At 62.3% G+C, this 19,820-nt stretch carries 18 protein-coding genes and 4 pseudogenes; 10 read left to right on the plus strand and 12 right to left on the minus strand.

Going from position 1 to position 19,820, the window contains the following annotated elements; all coding sequences use genetic code 11:
• Positions 1-84: 84 nt before the first annotated feature.
• The 3 genes and pseudogenes from JNC62_RS03185 to JNC62_RS03195 all read right to left on the minus strand — a co-directional run bounded on the left by JNC62_RS03185 (position 85) and on the right by JNC62_RS03195 (position 2,557).
• Positions 85-923: pseudogene (locus tag JNC62_RS03185) on the minus strand (D-amino-acid transaminase).
• A gap of 170 nt (positions 924-1,093) precedes the next feature.
• Complete coding sequence (locus JNC62_RS03190) at positions 1,094-1,405, minus strand: ABC transporter substrate-binding protein (RefSeq protein ID WP_374836329.1); 312 nt, start codon at positions 1,403-1,405, stop codon at positions 1,094-1,096.
• A gap of 224 nt (positions 1,406-1,629) precedes the next feature.
• Positions 1,630-2,557, minus strand: a pseudogene (locus tag JNC62_RS03195) (RHE_PE00001 family protein).
• A gap of 112 nt (positions 2,558-2,669) precedes the next feature.
• Here JNC62_RS03195 and JNC62_RS03200 point away from each other — a divergent pair.
• A complete protein-coding gene (locus tag JNC62_RS03200; protein ID WP_374835895.1) occupies positions 2,670-2,924 on the plus strand; it encodes a type II toxin-antitoxin system VapB family antitoxin in 255 nt (84 codons plus the stop codon).
• Positions 2,924-3,310, plus strand: coding sequence for a type II toxin-antitoxin system VapC family toxin (locus JNC62_RS03205; protein WP_374835897.1), 387 nt, complete (start codon positions 2,924-2,926; stop codon positions 3,308-3,310). Before JNC62_RS03200 ends, JNC62_RS03205 begins: the two co-directional genes overlap by 1 nt.
• A gap of 427 nt (positions 3,311-3,737) precedes the next feature.
• On the opposite strand, the pseudogene JNC62_RS03210 reads toward JNC62_RS03205, so the two are convergent.
• Together JNC62_RS03210 and JNC62_RS03215 are read right to left on the minus strand one after the other, a co-directional pair.
• Positions 3,738-4,437: pseudogene (locus JNC62_RS03210) on the minus strand (aspartate/glutamate racemase family protein).
• Positions 4,438-4,459: 22 nt separating this feature from the next.
• Positions 4,460-5,089, minus strand: a complete 630-nt coding sequence (locus tag JNC62_RS03215) for a flavin reductase family protein (RefSeq protein ID WP_374835899.1) — start codon at positions 5,087-5,089, stop codon at positions 4,460-4,462.
• A 131-nt stretch (positions 5,090-5,220) separates the two neighbouring features.
• Here JNC62_RS03215 and JNC62_RS03220 point away from each other — a divergent pair, with 131 nt between their 5' ends.
• Positions 5,221-5,898 (plus strand): GntR family transcriptional regulator, encoded by a 678-nt coding sequence (locus JNC62_RS03220; RefSeq protein WP_374835900.1) that lies wholly within the window; start codon positions 5,221-5,223, stop codon positions 5,896-5,898.
• Between the two features lie 9 nt (positions 5,899-5,907).
• Here JNC62_RS03220 and JNC62_RS03225 read toward each other — a convergent pair whose 3' ends face one another.
• Complete coding sequence (locus JNC62_RS03225; RefSeq protein WP_374835902.1) at positions 5,908-6,891, minus strand: ABC transporter ATP-binding protein; 984 nt, start codon at positions 6,889-6,891, stop codon at positions 5,908-5,910.
• A 136-nt stretch (positions 6,892-7,027) separates the two neighbouring features.
• On the opposite strand from JNC62_RS03225, the pseudogene JNC62_RS03230 reads away from it, so the two are divergent.
• The 5 genes and pseudogenes from JNC62_RS03230 to JNC62_RS03250 all read left to right on the plus strand — a co-directional run.
• Positions 7,028-7,291: pseudogene (locus JNC62_RS03230) on the plus strand (amidohydrolase family protein); the annotation flags it as partial.
• Between the two features lie 159 nt (positions 7,292-7,450).
• Positions 7,451-8,473 (plus strand): amino acid ABC transporter substrate-binding protein, encoded by a 1,023-nt coding sequence (locus JNC62_RS03235; RefSeq protein WP_374835904.1) that lies wholly within the window; start codon positions 7,451-7,453, stop codon positions 8,471-8,473.
• 67 nt (positions 8,474-8,540) lie between these two features.
• Positions 8,541-9,689 (plus strand): amino acid ABC transporter permease, encoded by a 1,149-nt coding sequence (locus JNC62_RS03240; RefSeq protein ID WP_374835905.1) that lies wholly within the window; start codon positions 8,541-8,543, stop codon positions 9,687-9,689.
• A 2-nt stretch (positions 9,690-9,691) separates the two neighbouring features.
• Entirely contained in the window at positions 9,692-10,786 is a 1,095-nt protein-coding gene (locus JNC62_RS03245) for an amino acid ABC transporter permease (RefSeq protein ID WP_374835907.1), read from the plus strand.
• Positions 10,779-12,233, plus strand: a complete 1,455-nt coding sequence (locus JNC62_RS03250) for an amidohydrolase family protein (RefSeq protein WP_374835909.1) — start codon at positions 10,779-10,781, stop codon at positions 12,231-12,233. Before JNC62_RS03245 ends, JNC62_RS03250 begins: the two co-directional genes overlap by 8 nt.
• Before the next feature lie 64 nt (positions 12,234-12,297).
• Here JNC62_RS03250 and JNC62_RS03255 read toward each other — a convergent pair whose 3' ends face one another.
• The 4 genes from JNC62_RS03255 to JNC62_RS03270 all read right to left on the minus strand — a co-directional run bounded on the left by JNC62_RS03255 (position 12,298) and on the right by JNC62_RS03270 (position 15,650).
• On the minus strand, positions 12,298-12,942 hold the full coding sequence (locus JNC62_RS03255; RefSeq protein ID WP_374835911.1) for an ankyrin repeat domain-containing protein: 645 nt from the start codon (positions 12,940-12,942) through the stop codon (positions 12,298-12,300).
• Positions 12,943-12,995: 53 nt separating this feature from the next.
• Positions 12,996-13,481, minus strand: coding sequence for a GlcG/HbpS family heme-binding protein (locus JNC62_RS03260; RefSeq protein WP_374835913.1), 486 nt, complete (start codon positions 13,479-13,481; stop codon positions 12,996-12,998).
• 94 nt (positions 13,482-13,575) lie between these two features.
• Positions 13,576-14,157, minus strand: a complete 582-nt coding sequence (locus tag JNC62_RS03265) for a response regulator transcription factor (RefSeq protein ID WP_374835915.1) — start codon at positions 14,155-14,157, stop codon at positions 13,576-13,578.
• Positions 14,157-15,650: a sensor histidine kinase gene (locus tag JNC62_RS03270; protein WP_374835917.1), complete on the minus strand. Its 1,494-nt coding sequence runs from the start codon at positions 15,648-15,650 to the stop codon at positions 14,157-14,159. Before JNC62_RS03270 ends, JNC62_RS03265 begins: the two co-directional genes overlap by 1 nt.
• Before the next feature lie 791 nt (positions 15,651-16,441).
• Between JNC62_RS03270 and JNC62_RS03275 the strand changes: the two genes are divergently transcribed.
• Positions 16,442-16,654 carry a carbohydrate kinase family protein gene (locus JNC62_RS03275; protein WP_374835919.1) on the plus strand — a complete coding sequence of 71 codons (213 nt, stop codon included), beginning with the start codon at positions 16,442-16,444 and terminating at the stop codon, positions 16,652-16,654.
• A gap of 112 nt (positions 16,655-16,766) precedes the next feature.
• Here the strand turns inward: JNC62_RS03275 and JNC62_RS03280 are convergent, their stop codons facing one another.
• The gene (locus JNC62_RS03280; protein ID WP_374835921.1) at positions 16,767-17,981 is read right to left on the minus strand and encodes a M24 family metallopeptidase; all 1,215 of its coding nucleotides are present in this window, start codon (positions 17,979-17,981) and stop codon (positions 16,767-16,769) included.
• Positions 17,982-18,228: 247 nt separating this feature from the next.
• Here JNC62_RS03280 and JNC62_RS03285 point away from each other — a divergent pair, with 247 nt between their 5' ends.
• Positions 18,229-18,492 (plus strand): hypothetical protein, encoded by a 264-nt coding sequence (locus tag JNC62_RS03285; RefSeq protein WP_374835923.1) that lies wholly within the window; start codon positions 18,229-18,231, stop codon positions 18,490-18,492.
• Positions 18,493-18,622: 130 nt separating this feature from the next.
• Here JNC62_RS03285 and hemW read toward each other — a convergent pair whose 3' ends face one another.
• The gene (gene hemW, locus JNC62_RS03290; RefSeq protein ID WP_374835925.1) at positions 18,623-19,819 is read right to left on the minus strand and encodes a radical SAM family heme chaperone HemW; all 1,197 of its coding nucleotides are present in this window, start codon (positions 19,817-19,819) and stop codon (positions 18,623-18,625) included.
• Position 19,820 lies beyond the last annotated feature (1 nt).

Consider the following 19,820-nt stretch of genomic DNA (forward strand, 5'->3'; position numbering starts at 1 on the left):
GGTAGCCGCTGGCGGTGTCGATCCTCCGGGTGTCCGGCCGAGGCCAGACGAAGCGTTTGCACGAATTAGGAGCTTCGACGACGATCAGCTCCTCCGCACCAATTTCAGATATGTCGTCTGGAGAAGGCGGGTCACCGGGCCAGGCGCGCCGTCGCCGATGCTGTGTCCGCCAATCTCGATCACCGGCGTCACCAAGCTCGATGCGCTCGTCAGGAACGCTTCACGCGCCTCGAACGCGTCGTCGATTGTAAACCGCGCTTCATACACTGTTAGGCCGAGGGTTTCAGCCACGGATAAGAGCGCGCGGCGAGTACAGCCCGGAAGCGTCGCATGCGAGTTCGGTCTGGTCACGATGCGCCCATCGGCGGTCACGATGTAGGCCGTAGAGGACGCGCCTTCGGTCACAAAGCCATCCTCCACCATCCAGGCTTCCGAACAACCCTGGTTCTTTGCCTCGCGTTTAGCCTGCACCTGCGGCAGCAGCATTGTGGTCTTGATGTCCCGTCGGGCCCACCGCCGGTCCTCGACCATGGGGACGCGGATCCCATTACGGATTGCTGGCGTGCCACGCAGGTCCTTGGCCTGCGTGAAACCGAACAGGGTCGGTTTCGATGCATTCTCGTAGTCGAAGTTGTGCCGCGGGTCACCTGCAGGTATATCAGCCCTTCCTCGAGCTTATTGTGCGTGATGAGAGTATTCTGAATTTCGGCGATGCCTTCGATACATGCCGGCATCGGAATTCCGAGCTCGGCGAGCGAACGCTGCAGACGGGAAAGATGAAGGTCGTTGTCGATCATTCGTCCCGCGATGACAGCAGTCACCTCGCAGATACTGTCGCCGAACAAAAGGCCCCGATCGAAGACCGACACGCTGGCTTCCTCTTCGGGAGAGTATTTTCCGTTCACATAGACGACACGGCTCATGAAAATTTTCTCGCAAATCAATGCGCGGGCGGAGCTGGCGCTCGCCGCATACGGTGAGTAGCAGTCGATCAATTGGCACCTTTTCCGACCGGAGAGCCTGGAACCCAGGTTCTCCGGTCGGATGAAACGGACCGTCAGGGATGCAGGAGCATGCTGTCGACCGTGGCTTGCTAGCGCGGCCACAGGATCGCGGCGTCGGCGGGGGGCTGATTCGGCTTGGTGTACTTGATCACGAAGATCGGAACCTCCGGCCACTGCTGGAACTTCCAGGCCGGATCCGTGGTTTGCGGAAAGTGGATCTTTCCACGGGTACCGTCCCATTCGACCTTACGCATTGCTTCCTGGATCGCCGCACGGTCAGTGCTGCCGGCCGCCTTGATCGCCTCGGCGACCACCATCAGGCCGTCATAGCCTTCCATCGCAACCGCGTTCGGCGGCCTGTTGAATTTGGCTTCGAACGCCTTGGTGAAGGCACGCGAGATGCCGGAATACTAGCCCGCCGCCCCTTCGCAGAAATAAGCGCGGGCGCGATCGCGCCTTGCAGCGTGCCGGCGGAACGCGCGCCGATAAGCAGAGTTCGGATTGGAGATAACACCATCCAACCATGATTTTAACGGCCTTCCGCTCTCCACTGCGGCAGCGAGGATGGTGCCGGATCGTTGTTGCGTGCCTTGCCGACCTCTACATCATCCGCGGCTTTCGACACTCAACAGCAGCACCTTGTACACAACGGTTTGGAATTCTTCATGCCGATCTCGGCAGCCGCGATCAGCCCGTGCGCGATGGCGAGTAACCTGGTCTCGCGGTCACGATGCCGGCGCCGATCCACTGGAACGGTTTTCAGGCCGAGATTGACGGTAGCGAGATGGGCGCCTGAGGTGATGCCGGCTTCGCGAAGGATCGATGCGGCCAAGAGCCGGCCAAGCCAGGGCGCGTGCTGCAGCGCGGACAGCTCGTTCCAGGCATCGAGGGCGACGACCGCCTGCAGCGCCGCCGGCAAGTCCTGGGTCTGTCTCAACACGCCCCGCCATTCGTCGAGCCGGGCGTCCTCGTCCCAGCCGAGATCATAAATCAGCGGATCTCTTTCCGCGGCGCCGGCGCGGCCGGGCCTATTTGCGTTCTCGATCGCCGCTTCCGATCGGGCCAGCAACGCATCGATAGCGGCATAGTCTACCCTCGGCAGATCGATCAGGTCATCATCGCCCCCCTCCCCTTCCCGCTCGACGGTGCCCGCGGACAGCATAGCGCCGAGCGGCTCTGCCACCTCAGCGCTGACCGGACTTGCGTCCGACGCCTGTCGCAAAGTTCGAATACCGCCGACGCATCGCTGCCCAGCCGGTTGGCTGGGCAGCGATGCGTCGGCGGGTGCGCAGGACGTCACGGGCGATGGTGAGTTCGTGGGTGGGCGTGCGGATATCGCGCGTGGCGTCGTGCAGGACGAGGTCTTCGAGATGGACGAGCTCGCCGTCGATCCAGAGGGAGGCGCGCGCATCGGCGAAATTTTGACGTTCAAGGAAGCCCGGTCCGACGGGGGAGCGGGCGATGCGCTCGTCGAGACGGGTGAGCGCGATGCCGGCGTCGGAAGCCGGCCGCATCAATTCGCTCATGCTGGTTTTCGTGAAATCGTAAGTCATTGTAACTGTGGTAAATTATTTTCTAAGGGAATTCTATCTCGAAGTTAATGTTCCTCACTCCCTATGATGCTCTAGGCCGCGCCTAGCCATCGATAAGAACCACGTATCGATAGTGATCGACTTGGCGGCGGAAGAGCTGTCAACTAATGCCAGGCTCAGCGTTGCCGAACGGACCGGCGAAAGCATCACGCTGGCAACCAAACGCGCGCTCGAGGAGGGCTTGCGCCGGCTCGGCTCCGACATGCGCAAGCCCGCTCTGCTCGAGGATCTCGAGGCAATCCAACGACGCTGGAACGCCCTGCCTGTTCTCGACGACCGCTCGGCCGAAGAGATTCTCGGATACGACGAAAACGGCCTGCCATCCTGATGGTCATCGATACCTCCGTCCTTGCCGCAATCGCCTTCAATGAGCCGGAAGCGGCAGCGTTACGCGAGCGCATCGCGGACGACCCCATCCGGCTCATCTCCGCCGCGACCGTCCTTGAGGCGGCCATGGTGATCAAAACTCGACTCGGCGAAGCCGCAGGCGCAGACCTCGACCTCTGGCTCTACAAGGCGGACGTAGAGATCGTCCCTGTCACAGCGGACCATGCTGATCGTGCGCGGCGGGCCTGGCGTCGCTATGGCAAGGGCCGTCATCCGGCCAGCCTCAACTACGGCGACTGCTTTTCCTATGCTCTTGCCGCGCTCACCGGAGAACCGCTCCTCTACAAGGGTAACGATTTTTCGCAAACTGACATCGAGGCGGCGTGAGGATTTGTCCATGGCAGCGCAAAGCGCCACAGCAAAAGCCGCCGCGATGCTACAGCGGCCGGATCGAACTGGCATTCTCGGCGCCAATACGGAGCCAGCCGCGATGTGCTGACGGCTCCGCACCTTTCACCGCTCTGACTGCCCCTTGAAACAAGCGAGAACCGTCAGCCGTTCTCCGACGGTGACAGGATCGATCTGGCGGCGATCGACGCAAATTGGCAGCTTTCAGGATACCAGGCGTTCGTGTTCAGCTGGACGCAGGCGTTCCACAAAAGCCGACGAGCTTCGCTAAGAAAAAAGCGCTCTTCTGCCTTGTGTCTTTTCGCTGCCATTTCAATGTCCTTCTGAGGGTCAAAAGCCATACTTCAAGAAGGATCACTTTTCAGGGGCAGACCAGTAGCAGCCTCCTGCCAGATATGCTCCATGTTCAGGCGCAGGCGGCCACTTTGACTTCCTTTAGGCGGGGGTAGTCGTAGGCATTAACCTTCGACGTGGTGTAACCGGCGCCGACCAGTGCCTCGGCCAACTTGATCGCTGCCGTAACACCGTCGATGACGGGAACGCCCGTCGCCTCGCGCAGCCGGTCGCAGAGGGCGGACATGCCGGCGCAGCCGAGTATGATGGCTTCCGCCCGATCTTCCTTTTTCGTCGCCTCGATCTCGCGGATCAGCAGTTGCTCGGCCTCGGCCGGATCCTCCTCCAACCCGAGCACCGGCAAGTTGATGGCACGGACCATGCGGCAGTGTCGCTCCGCGCCGTAGTCGTTCACCCGGTCTTCGATAATCGGGATCGAACGGGGCAACGTCGTGATGATCGAGAAGCGGCGGCTGATGGTCATGGCGACCTGCACAGCCGCCTGGCAGATGCCAATGACAGGTCCGCGCGCCATGTCTCGCGCGGCATGGAGGCCGGGGTCGTCGAAGCAGGCGAGCACATAGGCATCGACGCCAAAGCGCTCCCTTGCGGATCTCCTCGAGCATGCCAGGAACAGCCATCGCCTCGTCGGGCGTATTCACGGGGTTGACGGCCGATACATGCATATCCTTCTGCTTGACCCGCAGTGCGCTCTCCAGCGCCTGAGCGGTCATGGAGGCCGTGGAATTGGGATTGATCAGACGGATGTGCATGTGGTCAAACCTTTCAAAGCCCTTACTCGTCCTGCGGCTTGATAAAATCGGCAATCGGCGGAGCCTTCAGGACGAACTGGCGGTCGGAGGTGACGTAGTTGCCGGAATGCAGACGCGCGATCGGCTGGTAGCGCTCGGGATCGACATAGCGCCCCTCCTCGTCCAGGCATTCCCGACGGACGTGCATATGGACGACCTCGCCAAGGACGAGAGAGCGACGCGGGTAATCGATCAACCGCTCGACTCGACATTCGAAAACGCAGGGCGATTCCGCTGCATAGCTCGCATCGATTTTGGCACAGGCCTCAGCAGTGGGCCCGGCCATGGAAAGCTCGTCGACTTTGTTGTCGAACCCGAGGCCGCAGACCAGCATCTGGTCGGAAAGCGCCATGTCCACCATGTTGATGGCGAACTCCTGCGTGCGGCGAATATTCGCCATCGTATCCTTTTCCTCGCCCGTCAAGCGCGGCTGGATGCCGAGCACCACGATCGGCGGATCGTGTGAGAACACGTTGAAGAAGCTCATCGGCGCCGCATTGTTATGGCCGGCGGACGAACGCGTCGTCACGAGCGCAATTGGCCGGGACCCGATGAAGTTCGTCAACAGACGATAGCGGCTTTGCGGCTCAAGCTCGGTAAAGTCGAATTCCATGGCGCTTTTCCGTATTCATAATCTACAATGCAGTCTCATATTGTTGACAATTCTGCAATCAAAATCCTACTGTTACAGTTGACTTTTTCTGCGGCATCACGCTTGTCTGGCCCCAATGGGGAGTGAATCCGATGACCGAGCAATCCGGCCCGTCCACGCAACAAATTGTCGAGAAAGTCTGGCTGTCCATCGCCGAGCGCAGGCTCCGCCCTGGCGTGCAGTTGAAGGAAGAGCAGATGGCGGCGATCTTCAATGTCAGCCGCGCCCGCATCCGCCAGGCCCTTGCTGTTCTTGAACGCGACGGTCTCGTCACAATCGTGCCCAATCGTGGCGCTTTCGTCTCCAAGCCTTCGGTCGAGGAAGCCCGCGATGTCTTCTTCGTGCGCCGCACGGTGGAGCGCTGCGTCGTCGATCGGCTGTGCAAGTCGGTCTCCAAGGCAGATCTCAAGCGCCTCCGCGACCACGTCGCCAAGGAACGCGTTGCCAATGCCAACGATGTCACTACCGATATAATCAAGCTCTCCGGCGGTTTCCACCTGCTGCTCGCCGAAACCGTGGGCTCCGACTTTCTGTTCACGACCATGCGCGACCTGATCTCTCGCTCCTCGCTGATAACCGCGGTCTACCGCAACACCAATCGCTTCAATTGCGGGCCGGACGAGCATGCGGACATCGTCGAGGCGATCGCAGCCAACGATGCCGACACCGCGACCCGTCTGATGGCCCATCATCTCGAGCACGTTGAATCCGAACTCGACCTCAGCGAAATCCGCGACCTTTCCCATGATCTCCGCGCAGCCCTTGCCTGACGCATAACGTCAGGCAGGCACCGCCTCATCCACGAGGTGGCAGGCGACACGCGTGCCATTGCCCAGCGAGCGCACAGCCGGCACTTCAGCGGAGCAGCGCGCCGTTGCGCGCGGACAACGCGGATGGAAGGTGCAACCGGACGGCTTCAGCGGGCTTGGCACTTCGCCGCCCGAAGGTTCCCGGTCGCGCCGCGGCGCGTCGATATTGGGAATGGTCTGCAGCAGAAGCTGCGTATAGGGATGGCGCGGGCGGGGGAAAAGCTCTTCCGTATCCCCCTCCTTCACGATCCGGCCGAGATACATCACCGCGATGCGATCCGACATATGGCGCACCACGCTCATGTCGTGGCTGATGAAGAGATAGGTCAGGCCAAGCTCGTCCTGCAGCCGGCGCATCAGGTTCAGAACCTGCGCCTGCACCGAAACATCGAGCGCCGAGGTCGGTTCGTCGCAGACTAGGAATTCCGGCTCGCTCGCAAGCGTGCGGGCAATCGAAATGCGCTGGCGCTGGCCGCCGGAAAACTCATGCGAAAATTTCTCGCCGTCCGAGGCGGAAAGACCGACGGTGGGTAGCAGCTCTTCCACGCGGTCGGTGATTTCGGCCGGCGTCTCGCGCAGCTTCAGTTCGCGCAACGGTTCGGCGATGATGTTTTTCACCCGCCAGCGCGGATTGAGCGAGGCATAGGGATCCTGGAAGATCATCTGGGCGGAAAGCGGAGCCCCGTTGCGGCCCGGCGCGAAGCGGATTTCCCCGGCACTCGGCCGGTACAGCCCGGTGACCAGCCGAGCGACCGTCGACTTGCCGCAGCCACTCCCGCCGACGATGCTGAGGCAGTCGCCGGCGGGAACGGTGAAGTCGATGTCGTTGACCGCCTGCACGAATTGGCGCGGCTTGCGCTCGATGACACGGTTGAGCCAGGGCGCGGAAACATCGAAGGTCTTGACCAGACCGTTGACGGTCAAGTCCGGTGCTTTCTGGGCGGATGTGGTCATGCATTTCCTCCCACGGTAAGCCGCTTGCCGAGCCAGATCTCGCCACCGGCGATGCGACCGGGGCGTTCGAGCAGGCCCTGGATGGCAAGGCCGGTCATCGACTTGCCGTCACCGGATTCACCGACAACGCCGAATGCCGATGTGGATGCCCGTTCACCGCCTCGTCCACCAGATGCTGGGAAGCGATGTTGATACGGTCATCGTCGATGGCAAGCTTCTGATAGAAGGAGGCCGGGTGCTGACCACGGACGTCGACGCGGCCATTTCCTTCGGTCAAGAGGAAGCGCTTGCACTGGCGGCGCGTGCCGGCCTCCAGGCCCATATGCACGAACCCGGCTGGGGCCGCTTGCTGCGCACTTTCGAGGAGCCGGTCATTCCGCCCCAGCCACCCGCCTGCTGAACGCTGCGGCAAGGATCTCCCCTTAACCCTTCGAGGACGATTGAGCGAGACTCTGTGTTGTCAATCAAGGAAAGGTATTGTAGACAAAACTGTACGCATTATCGCATCCAAAGGCGGAGAGGAGCTGCCGACGATAATGCCGCCAAACGGGAGGAATGAATGAATAGACGGACTCTGGCAGGTTGCCTCGGCGCAGTTCTCGGACTTCTGGGAACGACGGCAGTCGCCCACGCCGATACGCTCGACACGGTCAAGCAGCGCGGCAAGCTTGTTTGCGGCGTCTCGCTTGCCACGCCAGGCTTTGCCGCCCCCAACGATCAGGGCCGCATGGAGGGCTTCGATGCCGATATCTGCCGCGCCGTAGCGGCTGCCGTCTTCGGCGACGGCGACAAGGTCGAGTACGTGCCGACCAACATCAACACCCGCTTCCAGGCGCTGCAGTCTGGCGAGATCGACGTGCTGTCGCGCCAGACGACGCAAACCTTCACCCGCGAAGCCTCGCTCGGCCTCGATTTCGCGCCCGTCGTCTTCTATGACGGTCAGGGCCTGATGGTCTCGAAGACGCTCGGTGTCACCAGCGCCGCAGAACTGAAGGACGCCGCCATCTGCACCCTGCCGGGCACGACAACGGCGCAGAACCTCAGCGACTTCTTTGGTAGGCTGGGGGCGAAGTTCGAGCTCGTCGTTTTCGAAAGCCCGGATGAAAACCGCGCCGCCTTCTTCAGCGGCCGTTGCGACGCGATCTCCTCGGATCGCTCCGACCTTGCCTCGATCCGCGCTGTCGCCAACAACCCCGACGACTATGTCGTTCTGCCGGAAACGATCTCCAAGGAGCCGCTTGCACCGGCCGTCCGCCAAAACGACGCCAACTGGCGCGACATCGTTTCCTGGTCCGTCTGGATGCTGATGGCGGCGGAAGAAAAGGGCATCACCCAGGCGAACGTCGACGAGAAGCTGAAGAGCGACGATCAGGAAATCCAGCGCATGCTGGGCGTTGCCGACAATCTCGGCCAGATGCTGAAGCTCGACAACAAGTGGGGCTACAACATTATCAAGTCCGTCGGCAATTACGGCGAGGTTTTCGACCGCGCCCTCGGCGAAAAGACCCGGCTCGGCATGACCCGCGGTCCGAATACCCAGTGGAACGCCGGCGGCCTGCTCTACGCTCCGCCTTTCCGCTGAGATAGAGGTTTGCGCCCGCACCCTGCGGGCGCAAACACCTATCGCGGTTTCTCGACGGAGGGCACCGATGGCTCTGCTGTACAATGCGCGCTACCGCGCGCTTTTCTATCAATGGCTGGCGATCGGCGTCATCGGCCTCATCGCCTGGTCGATGTTTGCGACCGCAAGCCACAACCTCGCCAGGAACGACATAGCGACCGGCTTTGCCTACCTGTCACGACAGGCCGGCTTCGTCATCAGTGAGGCCGCGATAGCCTATGAGCCGAGCGACACGGTCGCCCGCGCACTGCTGGTGGGTCTCGCCAACACCATCAAGGTCTCGCTTCTCGCCGCCGTCTTCGGCACGATCCTGGGGCTTCTGGTCGGTATCGGGCGCATGTCCCGCAATCCGCTACTTCAGCGGCTCATGCTGTCCTATGTCGAGGCGCTTCGGAACGTTCCGCTGCTGCTCTATCTGCTGTTCTGGTATGCCGTCATCATCAACGTGCTGCCACCCGTGCGCGCAGCCCTCCCGCTGGCGCCGCACGTCTATCTTTCCAACAGCGGCCTGGTCATCCCCTCCGTCACATTTGAGCGCGGCTTTCCCCTAGCTTTCGCTGCCATCGCGCTCGGCATCGTTTCGGCGCTCATGATCCGACATTTTTCGCTGCGCCGCCGGCTTGCGACGGGGACGCCGAACCATGGCACCGTGATCGCCTGGATCGCGGCTATTGCACCGATTGCACTGGTGCTTCTTCTGGATGGCATCGCCATGGCCTTCGACCTGCCGGAAAAGGGCCGCTTCCGTCTGACCGGCGGACTGCAGGTGAAGCCCGAATTTGTCGCCCTGCTGTTTGGCCTGGCGCTCAGCGTTTCGGCCAATGTCGCCGAGATCGTCCGGGCCGGCATCCAGGCGGTCAACAAGGGACAATGGGAAGCCGCGATGGCGCTCGGCCTGCCCCCCCGCCGCACCATGCGTCTCGTCATCCTGCCCCAGGCGCTGCGGTTGATCATTCCGCCGCTCACCAACACCTATCTCACCGTCTTCAAGAACAGTTCGCTGGCGATCGCCATCGGCTATCCGGACCTCGTGATGGTTTCCAACACTGTCATGAACCAGACCGGACAGGCGATGGAGACCATCGCGATCTTCATGGGTGCCTATCTCAGCCTCTCGATCGCCATTTCGCTGTTCATGAACTGGTACAACAAACGCGTCGCCCTGAAGGAGCGCTGACCGTGACAGAGCTTCAACTCGCGCTCGGCGCCACAACGAACGACGCGCCTCCCCGGCCGTCGTCCCGCTGGTGGCAGGACTGGTTCGGCACGTCGGGCAACGCCCTGATAACGGTACTTTGCAGCGTCAGCCTGCTCTGCATCGGTTGGCTCGCCACCCAATGGCTTTTGCTTAACGCGACATTCGCGGGCACGCCGGACGAGTGCAAGACGGCCAGCGGCGCCTGCTGGCCGTTCCTTGGCGCCAAGCTCCGCTACATGGCGTTCGGTTTCTATCCGTTCGATCAGCAGTGGCGGCCGCTTCTGGCGCTTCTCGTGTTCATGGGCGCCGCGGTCGTTTCCATGGTGCCGCGGTTCTGGGGCCGCGGTCTTCTGCTGCTCTGGGTGGCGGCCATCCTGCCCGGCCTGTACGCGCTCATGGCCGGCGGCATCTTCGGCCTGCGCGCCGTTCCGACGACACAATGGGGCGGCCTGCCGCTCTCCTTCATGCTGTCCTTCGTCGGCCTGGCCTGCGCGCTGCCGCTCGGCATCCTGCTGGCGCTGTCGCGCGCCTCCGAGCTGCCGGTGATCCGCGTCCTTGCCACCTGCTTCATCGAGATCGTCCGCGGTGTGCCGCTGATCAGCATCCTCTTCATGGCGACGGTGATGCTGCCGCTGTTCATGCCCGACGGCGTCACGGTCGACAAGCTGCTGCGTGCGCAGATCGCCATCATCATCTTCGCCGCCGCCTACATCGCCGAGATCGTCCGCGGCGGCCTGCAGGATGTCCCCAAGGGACAACTCGAGGCGGGTGCGGCGCTTGGGATGGGCTACTGGCCGGTGATGTTCAAGATCGTGCTGCCCCAGGCGATCAGGAAGGTCATTCCGCCGCTCGTCGCGCTGTTCATCGGTTTCTTCCAGGATACCACGCTCGTCACCATCGTCGGCCTGCTCGACTTCCTCGATACCGTCCGCTCGGCGATGCGCGATCCTGCATGGCAGGGCATTGCCGTGCTGGAAGGCTATGTCTTCGCCGCCGCCGTCTATTTTACCTTCAGCGCGCTAATGGGAGCCTATAGCCGCTTCCTCGAGCGCCATTTCAGGACGTCCCATGACTAAGGCCATCCACGTAATCCGCAATGTCGAGACGATCGTCGTCTATGACGAGAAGACCGGCACCCATGCCTATCTTTCCGATGGCGACATCGCCTTCGACGATAACGCGATCCTGCACGTCGGCGGCCCCTATGAAGGTCCTTTCGAACGGGAAGAACAGGGGCGCGGCCGCATGCTGCTGCCGGGCTTCGTCAACATCCACTGCCATTCCGACGAGGAGCCGCTGTCCAAGGGCATCTTCGACGACATGGGCACCGCCGCCCTCTGGGGCCAGGCGATGTACGAATACTCGACCCTGATCGAGATCAGCGAGGAAGCCCGCGAGGCCTCGCTGACCGTCATGCTCGGCGACCTTATCCGCAGCGGCGTCACCACGCTCGTCGACATCGCCGGCCCGCACGACGCCTGGCTGCCGACGCTCGCTAAAAGCGGCGCCCGCGCCTATGCCGCGCCGGGCTTTCGCGAGGCCCGCTGGCACGTGGAAGCCAGCCACCGCCTCGAGTATCGCTGGGATCATGCCCGCGGACGAGAAGCCTATGAGCGCGCGCTGGCCTGCGTCGATGCCGCCGGGGCCCATCCCTCCGGCCGGCTGGGCGGCATTGTTTCCCCCTCCCAGGTGGAGACCTGCACTTCCGAACTGCTGATCGAAGCCGCCGCCGCCGCAAGAAGCCGCGGCGTTCCGATCACCGTCCACGCCGCCCAGACCATGGCCGAGCACGAGGAACTGGTGCGCCGGACCGGCCAGACTGCCGTGCAGTATCTCGAAAGCCTCGGCATCCTCGATGACAACCTGATCCTCGGCCATTGCATCTTCATCGACAGCCATTCCTGGACACGGCAGCGCCACGAAGCCGACATGGCGTTGCTTGCAACTCGCGGTGCGACCGTCGCCCACTGCCCGGTCACCTTCTCGCGTAGCGGCATGATTCTGGAGTCCATCGGCCGCTATCGCCGTGCCGGCATCAATGTCGGCCTCGGCACCGACAGCTACCCCTACAACATGCTGGAAGAGATGCGCCGGGCGCTGATCTGCGCCCGCATCGCCGGCAAGACCGTGTTCGACCTCAAGACCGCCGATATCCTCGATATGGCGACGCTTGCCGGCGCGAAGGCGCTGGGGCGGCAAGATATCGGCCGGATCGCCGTCGGCGCCAGGCCGGATTTTTCGCTGGTCGATCTCAACCATCCCGCCATGCAACCGGTCTACGATCCGTTGCGCAACCTGCTGCATTGCGCCGCCGAAAGGGCGGTCGAGGCCGTTTATGTCGACGGCCGTTGCATTGCTCGCCACGGGCGCCTGCTCGGACTGGACTATGATGCGGCCGTACAGGTCATCCGAGAGGCGTCGAAATTCACGACAAGCCGCATCGCCGCGAACGATCCGCGCGGCAGGTCGCTTTCCGAACTTGCGCCTCTGTCCCTTCCAAGCAAGCGGCTGAGTGACCGGTAGCCCCGCGAGCTTGCAGCGCGGCGACCCCGGAAAGGTCGATAGCACGGACGGTTTGCGGATCCGGTCAGTCTTTGGCCTTGGCGGCTTCGAGCAGAGCGGTAATTGCGGAAAGCCCGCGGGCGGGCGCGTGGGCCAGGGCGTTCTTTCCCTCGAAGTCGTTGATGTCCACGTCTGCCCCCGCCGCCAGCAGGGAACGGACGATGCGCTGAGAGGCAAGCCCGCCGTCGGTGAGAATCGCGACTTCGAGCAAAGCAGTCCATCCCAGCTTGTTGACATGATCGACATCGACACCGGCGGCGATCAACATATCAACGGCATCGGGATGGCCTTTTTCGGCAGCCGGGATCAGGGCGGTGCCGCCAAACCGATTGGTGCTGGTCAGATCGGCTCCATGAGTAAGGATCATCCGCAAGATTTCCGTTCGACCCTGTGCCCCGGCCACGAGGAAAGGGCTGTCCTGAATGCTGTCCTTGGCGTTGACGTCGGCTCCGGCGCCGAGAAGGAGGCGCGCAGCCTCGACATCGTTTTTCCAGACCGCCACCAGAAGCGGCGTTTGACCCTGCGTGTTGCGCTCGTCGAAGGGATTGCCGGCGGCCAAAGCCTGTTCCAATGCGGCATGGTCGCCGCTTTCCACGGCGCTCAACACCGTGGCCTGCGCATTGCCGCCTAGTGCCATGATCAGGACTCCCGCCAGAAGAAATAGTCGCATTGCTGCCTCGGAGCGTAGAACCCGCGCGCCAACTGGGCGCGCGGGCGAAGGAATTATTTCAGGCGCTTGGCGTGGGATTCAAGGGCCTTCATGGCGCAAGCCTCGTCGAACTGACCACCCGGAGCGCCGCCGACGCCGATCGAGCCGATCGTTGCCTTGCCGACCTTGACCGGAACGCCACCGGCCAGAACAAGGAAGCCCGGAATATCAACCAGGCCGGCCGCAGCCGGGTTTTCCGCCACGTTCTTGGCCATGCCGCTCGTCGGGTTGCGCGAGGATGCCGACGTATAGGCCTTTGCGGTTGCGGCATCGGCGGTGTGGGCGCCGGCATTTTCGGCGCGCACCAGCGCAAGCAGGATGCCCGAGCGATCGGTGACGGCGGCAGCCACGTTGTAACCGTCAACGGCACAGGCGGCGACCGCGGCCTGTGCCAGATCGACGGCAAGTCCGGTGCCGAGGCTTGGCAAGGCGACCGTATCCTCGGCGAGCGCCGGTGCGGCAATCAGGGCAAGAGCGGCAGCAAGAACGGTGTGCTTCATTTGAATCTCCAGAATGGAACCATTTCCTGAAGCCAAAGTAAAACCTTACCGCATTGCGCGACATTCGTAGGACAACCGGCCCGCATCGGTAGGATTACCGATGCGCGCTTAGCCATAGCCTCGTCTGCTCCGCCACTGACGGCGTTCCGAGCTTGGCAGCAATGCCGGCACGATGACTGTCGACCGTCCGCACGGAGACATTCAGCGCTGCGGCGATTTCCTTGCTGCCGAGCCCCTTTGACACCAGCTCGATGACCTCCGCCTCGCGCCCGGTCAACTGTTTGAGCAGTGCGGCCGTCTCGGCCTGAGCGAGATGTTCGGCAAGCTGCACCTCGCAGGCTGCAATCGCCTCCATCAGCACATGCTCGTCCACCGGCTTCGTTAGAAAATCGGTCACGCCTGCGCGAAAGGCCCGGCGGCAGGCTTCGACATCGCCATGGCCGGTGATCATGATCGTCGGCCAGGAGATGCCCTTCGCCAACAATTGCGACATGAGCTGAAGACCGCTGATGGCGGGCAGCCGTAGATCAAGGACCAGCACGCCGGGTCTCGTCCAGTCCGCGTGTGCTATGAGATGCGCAGCATCCGGAAAGGTCGCGACTTCCTTGCCGTAGGTAGAAAGCAGCATCGCCAGCGCTTCCCGCACGGCGGCGTCGTCATCCACCAGATAGATCATCACGCAGTCTCCAGCGGCAGGCGGACGATGATACGGGCGCCACCCACATTGACCGCCTCCATGCTGCCGTCCATTTTCTCGATCAGCCGTGCGCAAAGCGGCAAGCCCAATCCCATGCCCTCGGGCTTGGTGGTGAAAAATGGTTCGAAGATATGAGGCAGCGCCGCGGCGGAAATACCCGGGCCGTTGTCGGTTATCGTGAGCATAGCCTGGTTGCCCGATGCTTCAGCGCGTATGGAAATTTGAGGATCGTCCTGTCCGGCAAGCGCTTCCGCAGCATTGCGCAGGATATTGTGAAACACCTGCTGAAAGGCGATCGTGTCGATACGCAACAGGCGGTCGCCGGATGCAATGACGGTATCGACAGCGATGCCGCGTCTTGCAAGATCGGGCTCTGCAAGAAGCATTGTTTCGGTCAGGGCGCGCTCCAGTGGGACCGTTTCGAGCTGCGATGCGCCGCCGGCAATATAGGCCCGCATTCGCCCGAGAATGTCGCCTGCGCGCTTTGCCTCGCGCACATTGGCATCCAACGCCTGTTCCAGGATGTCACGTCTCTCAATCACTATCGCCCGGCGCGCTGCCTGACTCTGGCTCAGAAGAGCTGCGACGGGCTGCGCCAGCTCGTGTGCAATGCCCGATGCCATTTCTCCCAAGGCATTGACGCGCCCGGCATGGGCAAGTTTCGTTTCCTGCTCGAGTAAAGCCGCACGACGCTCCTGAAGCTGCTCCGCCCGCACTGCTCGGCGAAATGCGACAAGCAAATAGAATGCCGCCGCAAGCAACAGGAGAAGCGGCAGAACAACGAACGGCGGCAACAGCTCCGTGGTGCGAAAACCCCGACTCATTTCTAGTCGAAATGGCTGGCTGGCGCTTTTGACATCAAGGTCGCGAGTAGCGGTGAGCAGTGTCGATGCACGCAAGGGACGGTTGATCAGTTGAGTTTCCTCCGACCACAACTGATAGCCGTAGTCGTGGGGAACCAGCCCGTCAGCAACCAGTCCACCCGCGTCAATCTTCATCAGTAGATAGAGTCCGGGTGCGACCAGCTTGTAGATCTCATAGTGCTGCACGTCACCGGTCTGGCTGCGAACCACCGTGCTGCCTGGCGTCGTCAGAACAGGCAGTTCGGCGGAATTCTGCTCTTCTACCCGATCATTTGGCTGGTCATAGCGCGTCATTACCGCGCTCGCACCCTCTACATGGATCGTCGCAATTTCTGTGATGCGCGGATAAAAGGATGCTATCGCCTCTGCGAGCCCCCGAACACTATCGGTTTGCTCTTGCTCCCCCATGCGAACCACTGCCGCAAGGGCAGTGAGGTGCGCCTCATGCTGTGCAAGTTTCTCACCCAGGCGCGTGCCCGCCGCTGAGAGACTGATGTTGAGGTCGTCTAAGCCGGTCCGATAGTTGAACGCCGCAACCAGCACGGAGAAAAATATGGCGGTGGCGAGACCGGCGAGCAGCACCAAGACGGAATGACGTTTGCGTTTCATCTTCATCCTGCGTACGCGGCTGCCCGCATCTTGTCCAACTATTCATGGCAGGCGGCCGCGGCTTTTCACTGACCCCGCTCCTTTCGTTGGAGGAAATGCCTGGCGACCTGATGTGGTGGACGGCCTCCGCTCCCTGCATCGCAAAGTGCCAAAGTGTGGCTGTCGAAAGTCACATGAGCACCTATGTGCCAAGCGTGTCTTGCACGACCTGCTCGCAGTAGGCTTCTCCTGCGGATTCAATCGAGTCGAGTGTCCGGCGGTGAATAATCCTGAGTTTCGTAGTGCTCTGATCCCTGACTTTGGACAGCCGGAAGGTGGAGCGGCGGGCTGGTGACGCCATCGGGATTGAGCAACGAGATCGGCACCTTGTGCCCAATGGCCCCGTGTGGGCGGAACTCGTTGCAGTATCTGCGCCAATCCTCCACAACCCCAAACAGGGCACGGACGTCGACGCATACTCATCGTTGGCGCATGCCGGGGGATTCGCCGCGTAAGCCTTCGACCGCCGCTCGCCGTAGAACTGCAGATTAAGAGGCCCCAGTTTTCCCTGCAAAAGCTTCTATACGGATTTTCTCCGCTTCAGAAGCGCTAAACTGTTCTGGCAGCCGAAGGTCACTCGCAATCGAGCGGCCACCAAAATAGAGTTGATATTTCACCGGCCGCAATAACTGTCATCGAGAAAAATTCTGACGACATCACCGGGATCGGCGAGTGGATGACCGATCACCAGATCGGCTGGGTGGTGCGCACGCTGGTCGAGGCCGGCAGAGGCCAGGAGCGCCGAGACGCAGTTGCGTACGCCAGGGTTTGCGGTTGACGTGGTCGACGTCACCGGCGCCGGCGACACATTCGGCGGCACGCTGACCTGGTGCCTGGCGCAAGGTCAACCCTTTGCCGATGCGCTGACGTTTTCCGTCGCCGCCGCCTCCTGGTCGGTGACGATCCATGGACCGCGCAGCGGCAAGGCAAGCGTCGAAGACATTCGCCGCTGGCGCGATGGTTAAGCGGACCGGGGCAAGCCGAAAGCTTGTACCCGAGTGCCAGCTCTGCTGATGCGACTGCCGCCCCCTGGAAAGCGGGCCGGTCGGAGACCCGTTTCGCGTACGTGCGGACGTGTCAGTTACGAATTACGTTGTGCTCCGGACCGAACGGGAAGCCGGTGATGTTCTCGGCGCCGTCCTCCTTGACGATCAGGATGTCATGTTCGCGGTAGCCGCCAGCGCCGGGCATGCCTTCGGGCAGCATCACCATCGGTTCCATCGACACCACCATGCCGGGCTCCAGCACCGTGTCGATGTCCTCGCGCAGCTCCACCCCGGCCTCGCGGCCGTAGTAATGGCAGAGCACGCCGAAGGAATGGCCGTAGCCGAACGAACGGTACTTCAGCAGATCCCACTCGCGATACATCTCGTTGAGCTCGATGGCGATGTCCTTGCAGCGCGCACCCGGCTTGATCAGCTCGAGGCCGCGGCGATGGACGGCGACGTTCTTCTCCCAGATGTCGAGGCTTGCGTCGTCGACGTGGTCGCAGAACAGCGTCCGCTCCAGCGCCGTGTAGTAGCCGAAGATCATCGGGAAGGTGTTGAGCGACAGAATGTCGCCCGACTGGATGATGCGGTTGGTCACCGGGTTGTGGGCGCCGTCGGTGTTGATGCCGGACTGGAACCAGGTCCAGGTGTCCATCAGCTCGACGAAGGGATGCGACTTGGCGATCTCGCGGATCATCGCGTTGGTCGTGGCGATCGCCACCTCGTGCTCCGGCACGCCGGCCTTGACGGCGGCCACGCAGGCGGCGCCGCCGACGTCGCAGACGCGGGCGCCCTCGCGGATCAGCTTCTGCTCCTCGACCGACTTGATCGTCCGCATCCACATCGACGGCTGGCCGACGTCAACGAACTCGACGCCTGGCAACGCCACCTCCAACTGGCGGCGGAAATCGAGCGTGACATGGTCGAACTCGATGCCAATGCGCTTGGCACCGGGGGTGAGCTGCCGCACGGCCTGATAGAAATTGTCCCGGCGCCAGTCCGTGTAGGTGATGTTGTCGCCGAAGCTGCGGCGCCAGGGCTGGCCGCCGTCGATGCCCGCCGAGATCGTGGTTGCGTTGTCGTGGTCGATGACCATCCCGTACTTGCGGCCGAAATAGCAGTAGAGCCAACCGGAATAGTAGTTGATGCAATGATAGGAGGTGAACAGTGCCGCATCGACATTGTTTTCGGCCATCCAGCGACGCACGTCGTCCTGGCGGCGCGTCATCTCGGCATCGGAGAAGGGTGAATAGTCCTTCTCGCCGTTGTGCCATTTCATCACGTGCAGCATGTCGTCCATCATTGCATTCCTCCATCGCTCAGGACCGAATGATGTCGACGTTACAGAGGAAGGCTGCATCAGCAAAATTTATTCATATCATGGCGTCATTTAGAAAGTTTATATTTGTACGTTCGCCCGCCTTTTGCCCGCGAAAGGCCGAAACGCGCCAAAGTAAAACGCGGGGAAATGCGACCATTTAAGAAACAAATTAGGTTTGGGCCTGAACGACCTGTAGCGTGGATGCGGAAAACAGCTCGGGAGAGCGGAAATGACTGGCGATGTGCTCGGCAAGATGGCGCTCCACTTTGGCAGCCGGTTGTCGTTCGGCGCGGCCCAGCGGACGTCATTCGAATGGCTTCGGTTGTTTTTCCATCGGAAGGTCGAAGATCAGCAGCAGACCGACACCCAGCTCGACAACTCGCCGATCTTCATCTGCGGAATCGGCAGACCGGTCTATGTTTACCCGGGGCGGGGAAATCCGTCTCTGCACGCCAAACCCGAAGGGCAGCGAACCGAGGCGCCTTTGCTCTGAACTGCGCGGCGGTGGACTATCTGGCAATCGTTTTTGACGTCCTGTGTCCGCGGTCGCCAGATAGACACTCAATGCGAACCTTGCGATTCGCCTCGGCCTGAGCGGATGCGCAACGGCCTGGATTGGCGCGTCAACAGGCGAGGTCCGCCACCACCGCGTCGAGGATCAGCATGCCGGCGGGGGTGCAGCGCAGGCGGGAATTGCCGAGACGCTCGATGAAGCCGTGGTCGATCAGGAACTGTTCGCGGTCCGGGTCCGGGCCATGGCCCGACAGCATCTGCCAGCGGGCGAGATCGACGCCCTCGGTCAGCCGCAGCCCCATCAGCAGCAGTTCGTCGGCCTGTTCCGACAGCTCCAGCACCTCCTGGTTGACCATGCCGTGGCCGTTTGCCTCGACCTGCGAGAGCCAGGTCTCGGGATGGCGTTCGGTGGCGGTGGCGATCTTGGCGCCGCCGGTCGACAGGCGGCCATGGGCGCCGGGGCCGATGCCGACATAGTCGCCATAGCGCCAGTAGGTAAGATTGTGCCGGCTTTCGGCGCCGGGGCGGGCATGGTTGGAGACCTCGTAGGCCGGCAGGCCCTCGCGCGCCGTGATTTCCTGCGTCGCCTCGTAGAGGATCGCCGACTGCTCGCCATCGGGAAGAACAAGCTTGCCGGCCTTGTGCAGGCCGAAGAAGGGCGTGCCCTCCTCGAGCGTCAGCTGATAGAGCGACAGGTGGTCGACCGCATAGGAGACGGCCTGCTTCAGCTCGGCGTCCCAGTCGGCAACGGTCTGGTTCGGCCTGGCATAGATCAGGTCGAAGGACATGCGCGGGAAGATCTCGCGGGCAAGCCGGATCGCCTTGAGCGCATCGTCGACGTCGTGCAGGCGGCCGAGGAACTTCAGGTCGCGGTCGTTCAACGCCTGGACGCCGAGCGAGACGCGGTTGACGCCGGCTGCGCGATAGCCCCGGAAGCGCTCCGCCTCCACGCTGGACGGGTTGGCCTCCATCGTGATCTCGATGCCGTCGGGGGTATGCCAGTGGCGGGCGATGCCGGACAGGATGGCATCGACCGTGGCCGGCGCCATCAGCGAGGGCGTGCCACCGCCCATGAAAATGCTGGTGACCGTGCGCGGGCCGGAGAGCCGTCGCATCGTCTCCATCTCCTTCAGGAAGGCGGCAACGAAGCGCTCCTGGTCGACCGGCTGATGGCGCACATGGCTGTTGAAATCGCAATAGGGGCATTTGGCGGCACAGAAAGGCCAGTGCACATAGATGCCGAAGCCCGGATCCAGGGGATCCGCGGCGATCGGCTGCTTTGGTGCGAACGGGGTGACCGCCGTCATG

This window comes from Mycoplana ramosa, from assembly GCF_041930185.1.
GTDB lineage: Bacteria > Pseudomonadota > Alphaproteobacteria > Rhizobiales > Rhizobiaceae > Mycoplana > Mycoplana ramosa.

Coding starts and splice junctions, on each gene's coding strand:
- JNC62_RS03265 (WP_374835915.1), bottom strand. CDS start 14,157: ATGATCTATCTGGTGGATGACGACGCCGCCGTGCGGGAAGCGCTGGCG.
- JNC62_RS03215 (WP_374835899.1), bottom strand. CDS start 5,089: ATGGAATTCGACTTTACCGAGCTTGAGCCGCAAAGCCGCTATCGTCTG.
- JNC62_RS03250 (WP_374835909.1), top strand. CDS start 10,779: ATGACTAAGGCCATCCACGTAATCCGCAATGTCGAGACGATCGTCGTC.
- JNC62_RS03280 (WP_374835921.1), bottom strand. CDS start 17,981: ATGATGGACGACATGCTGCACGTGATGAAATGGCACAACGGCGAGAAG.
- hemW (WP_374835925.1), bottom strand. CDS start 19,819: ATGACGGCGGTCACCCCGTTCGCACCAAAGCAGCCGATCGCCGCGGAT.
- JNC62_RS03235 (WP_374835904.1), top strand. CDS start 7,451: ATGAATAGACGGACTCTGGCAGGTTGCCTCGGCGCAGTTCTCGGACTT.
- JNC62_RS03225 (WP_374835902.1), bottom strand. CDS start 6,891: ATGACCACATCCGCCCAGAAAGCACCGGACTTGACCGTCAACGGTCTG.
- JNC62_RS03205 (WP_374835897.1), top strand. CDS start 2,924: ATGGTCATCGATACCTCCGTCCTTGCCGCAATCGCCTTCAATGAGCCG.
- JNC62_RS03240 (WP_374835905.1), top strand. CDS start 8,541: ATGGCTCTGCTGTACAATGCGCGCTACCGCGCGCTTTTCTATCAATGG.
- JNC62_RS03285 (WP_374835923.1), top strand. CDS start 18,229: ATGACTGGCGATGTGCTCGGCAAGATGGCGCTCCACTTTGGCAGCCGG.
- JNC62_RS03270 (WP_374835917.1), bottom strand. CDS start 15,650: ATGAAACGCAAACGTCATTCCGTCTTGGTGCTGCTCGCCGGTCTCGCC.
- JNC62_RS03255 (WP_374835911.1), bottom strand. CDS start 12,942: ATGCGACTATTTCTTCTGGCGGGAGTCCTGATCATGGCACTAGGCGGC.
- JNC62_RS03220 (WP_374835900.1), top strand. CDS start 5,221: ATGACCGAGCAATCCGGCCCGTCCACGCAACAAATTGTCGAGAAAGTC.
- JNC62_RS03260 (WP_374835913.1), bottom strand. CDS start 13,481: ATGAAGCACACCGTTCTTGCTGCCGCTCTTGCCCTGATTGCCGCACCG.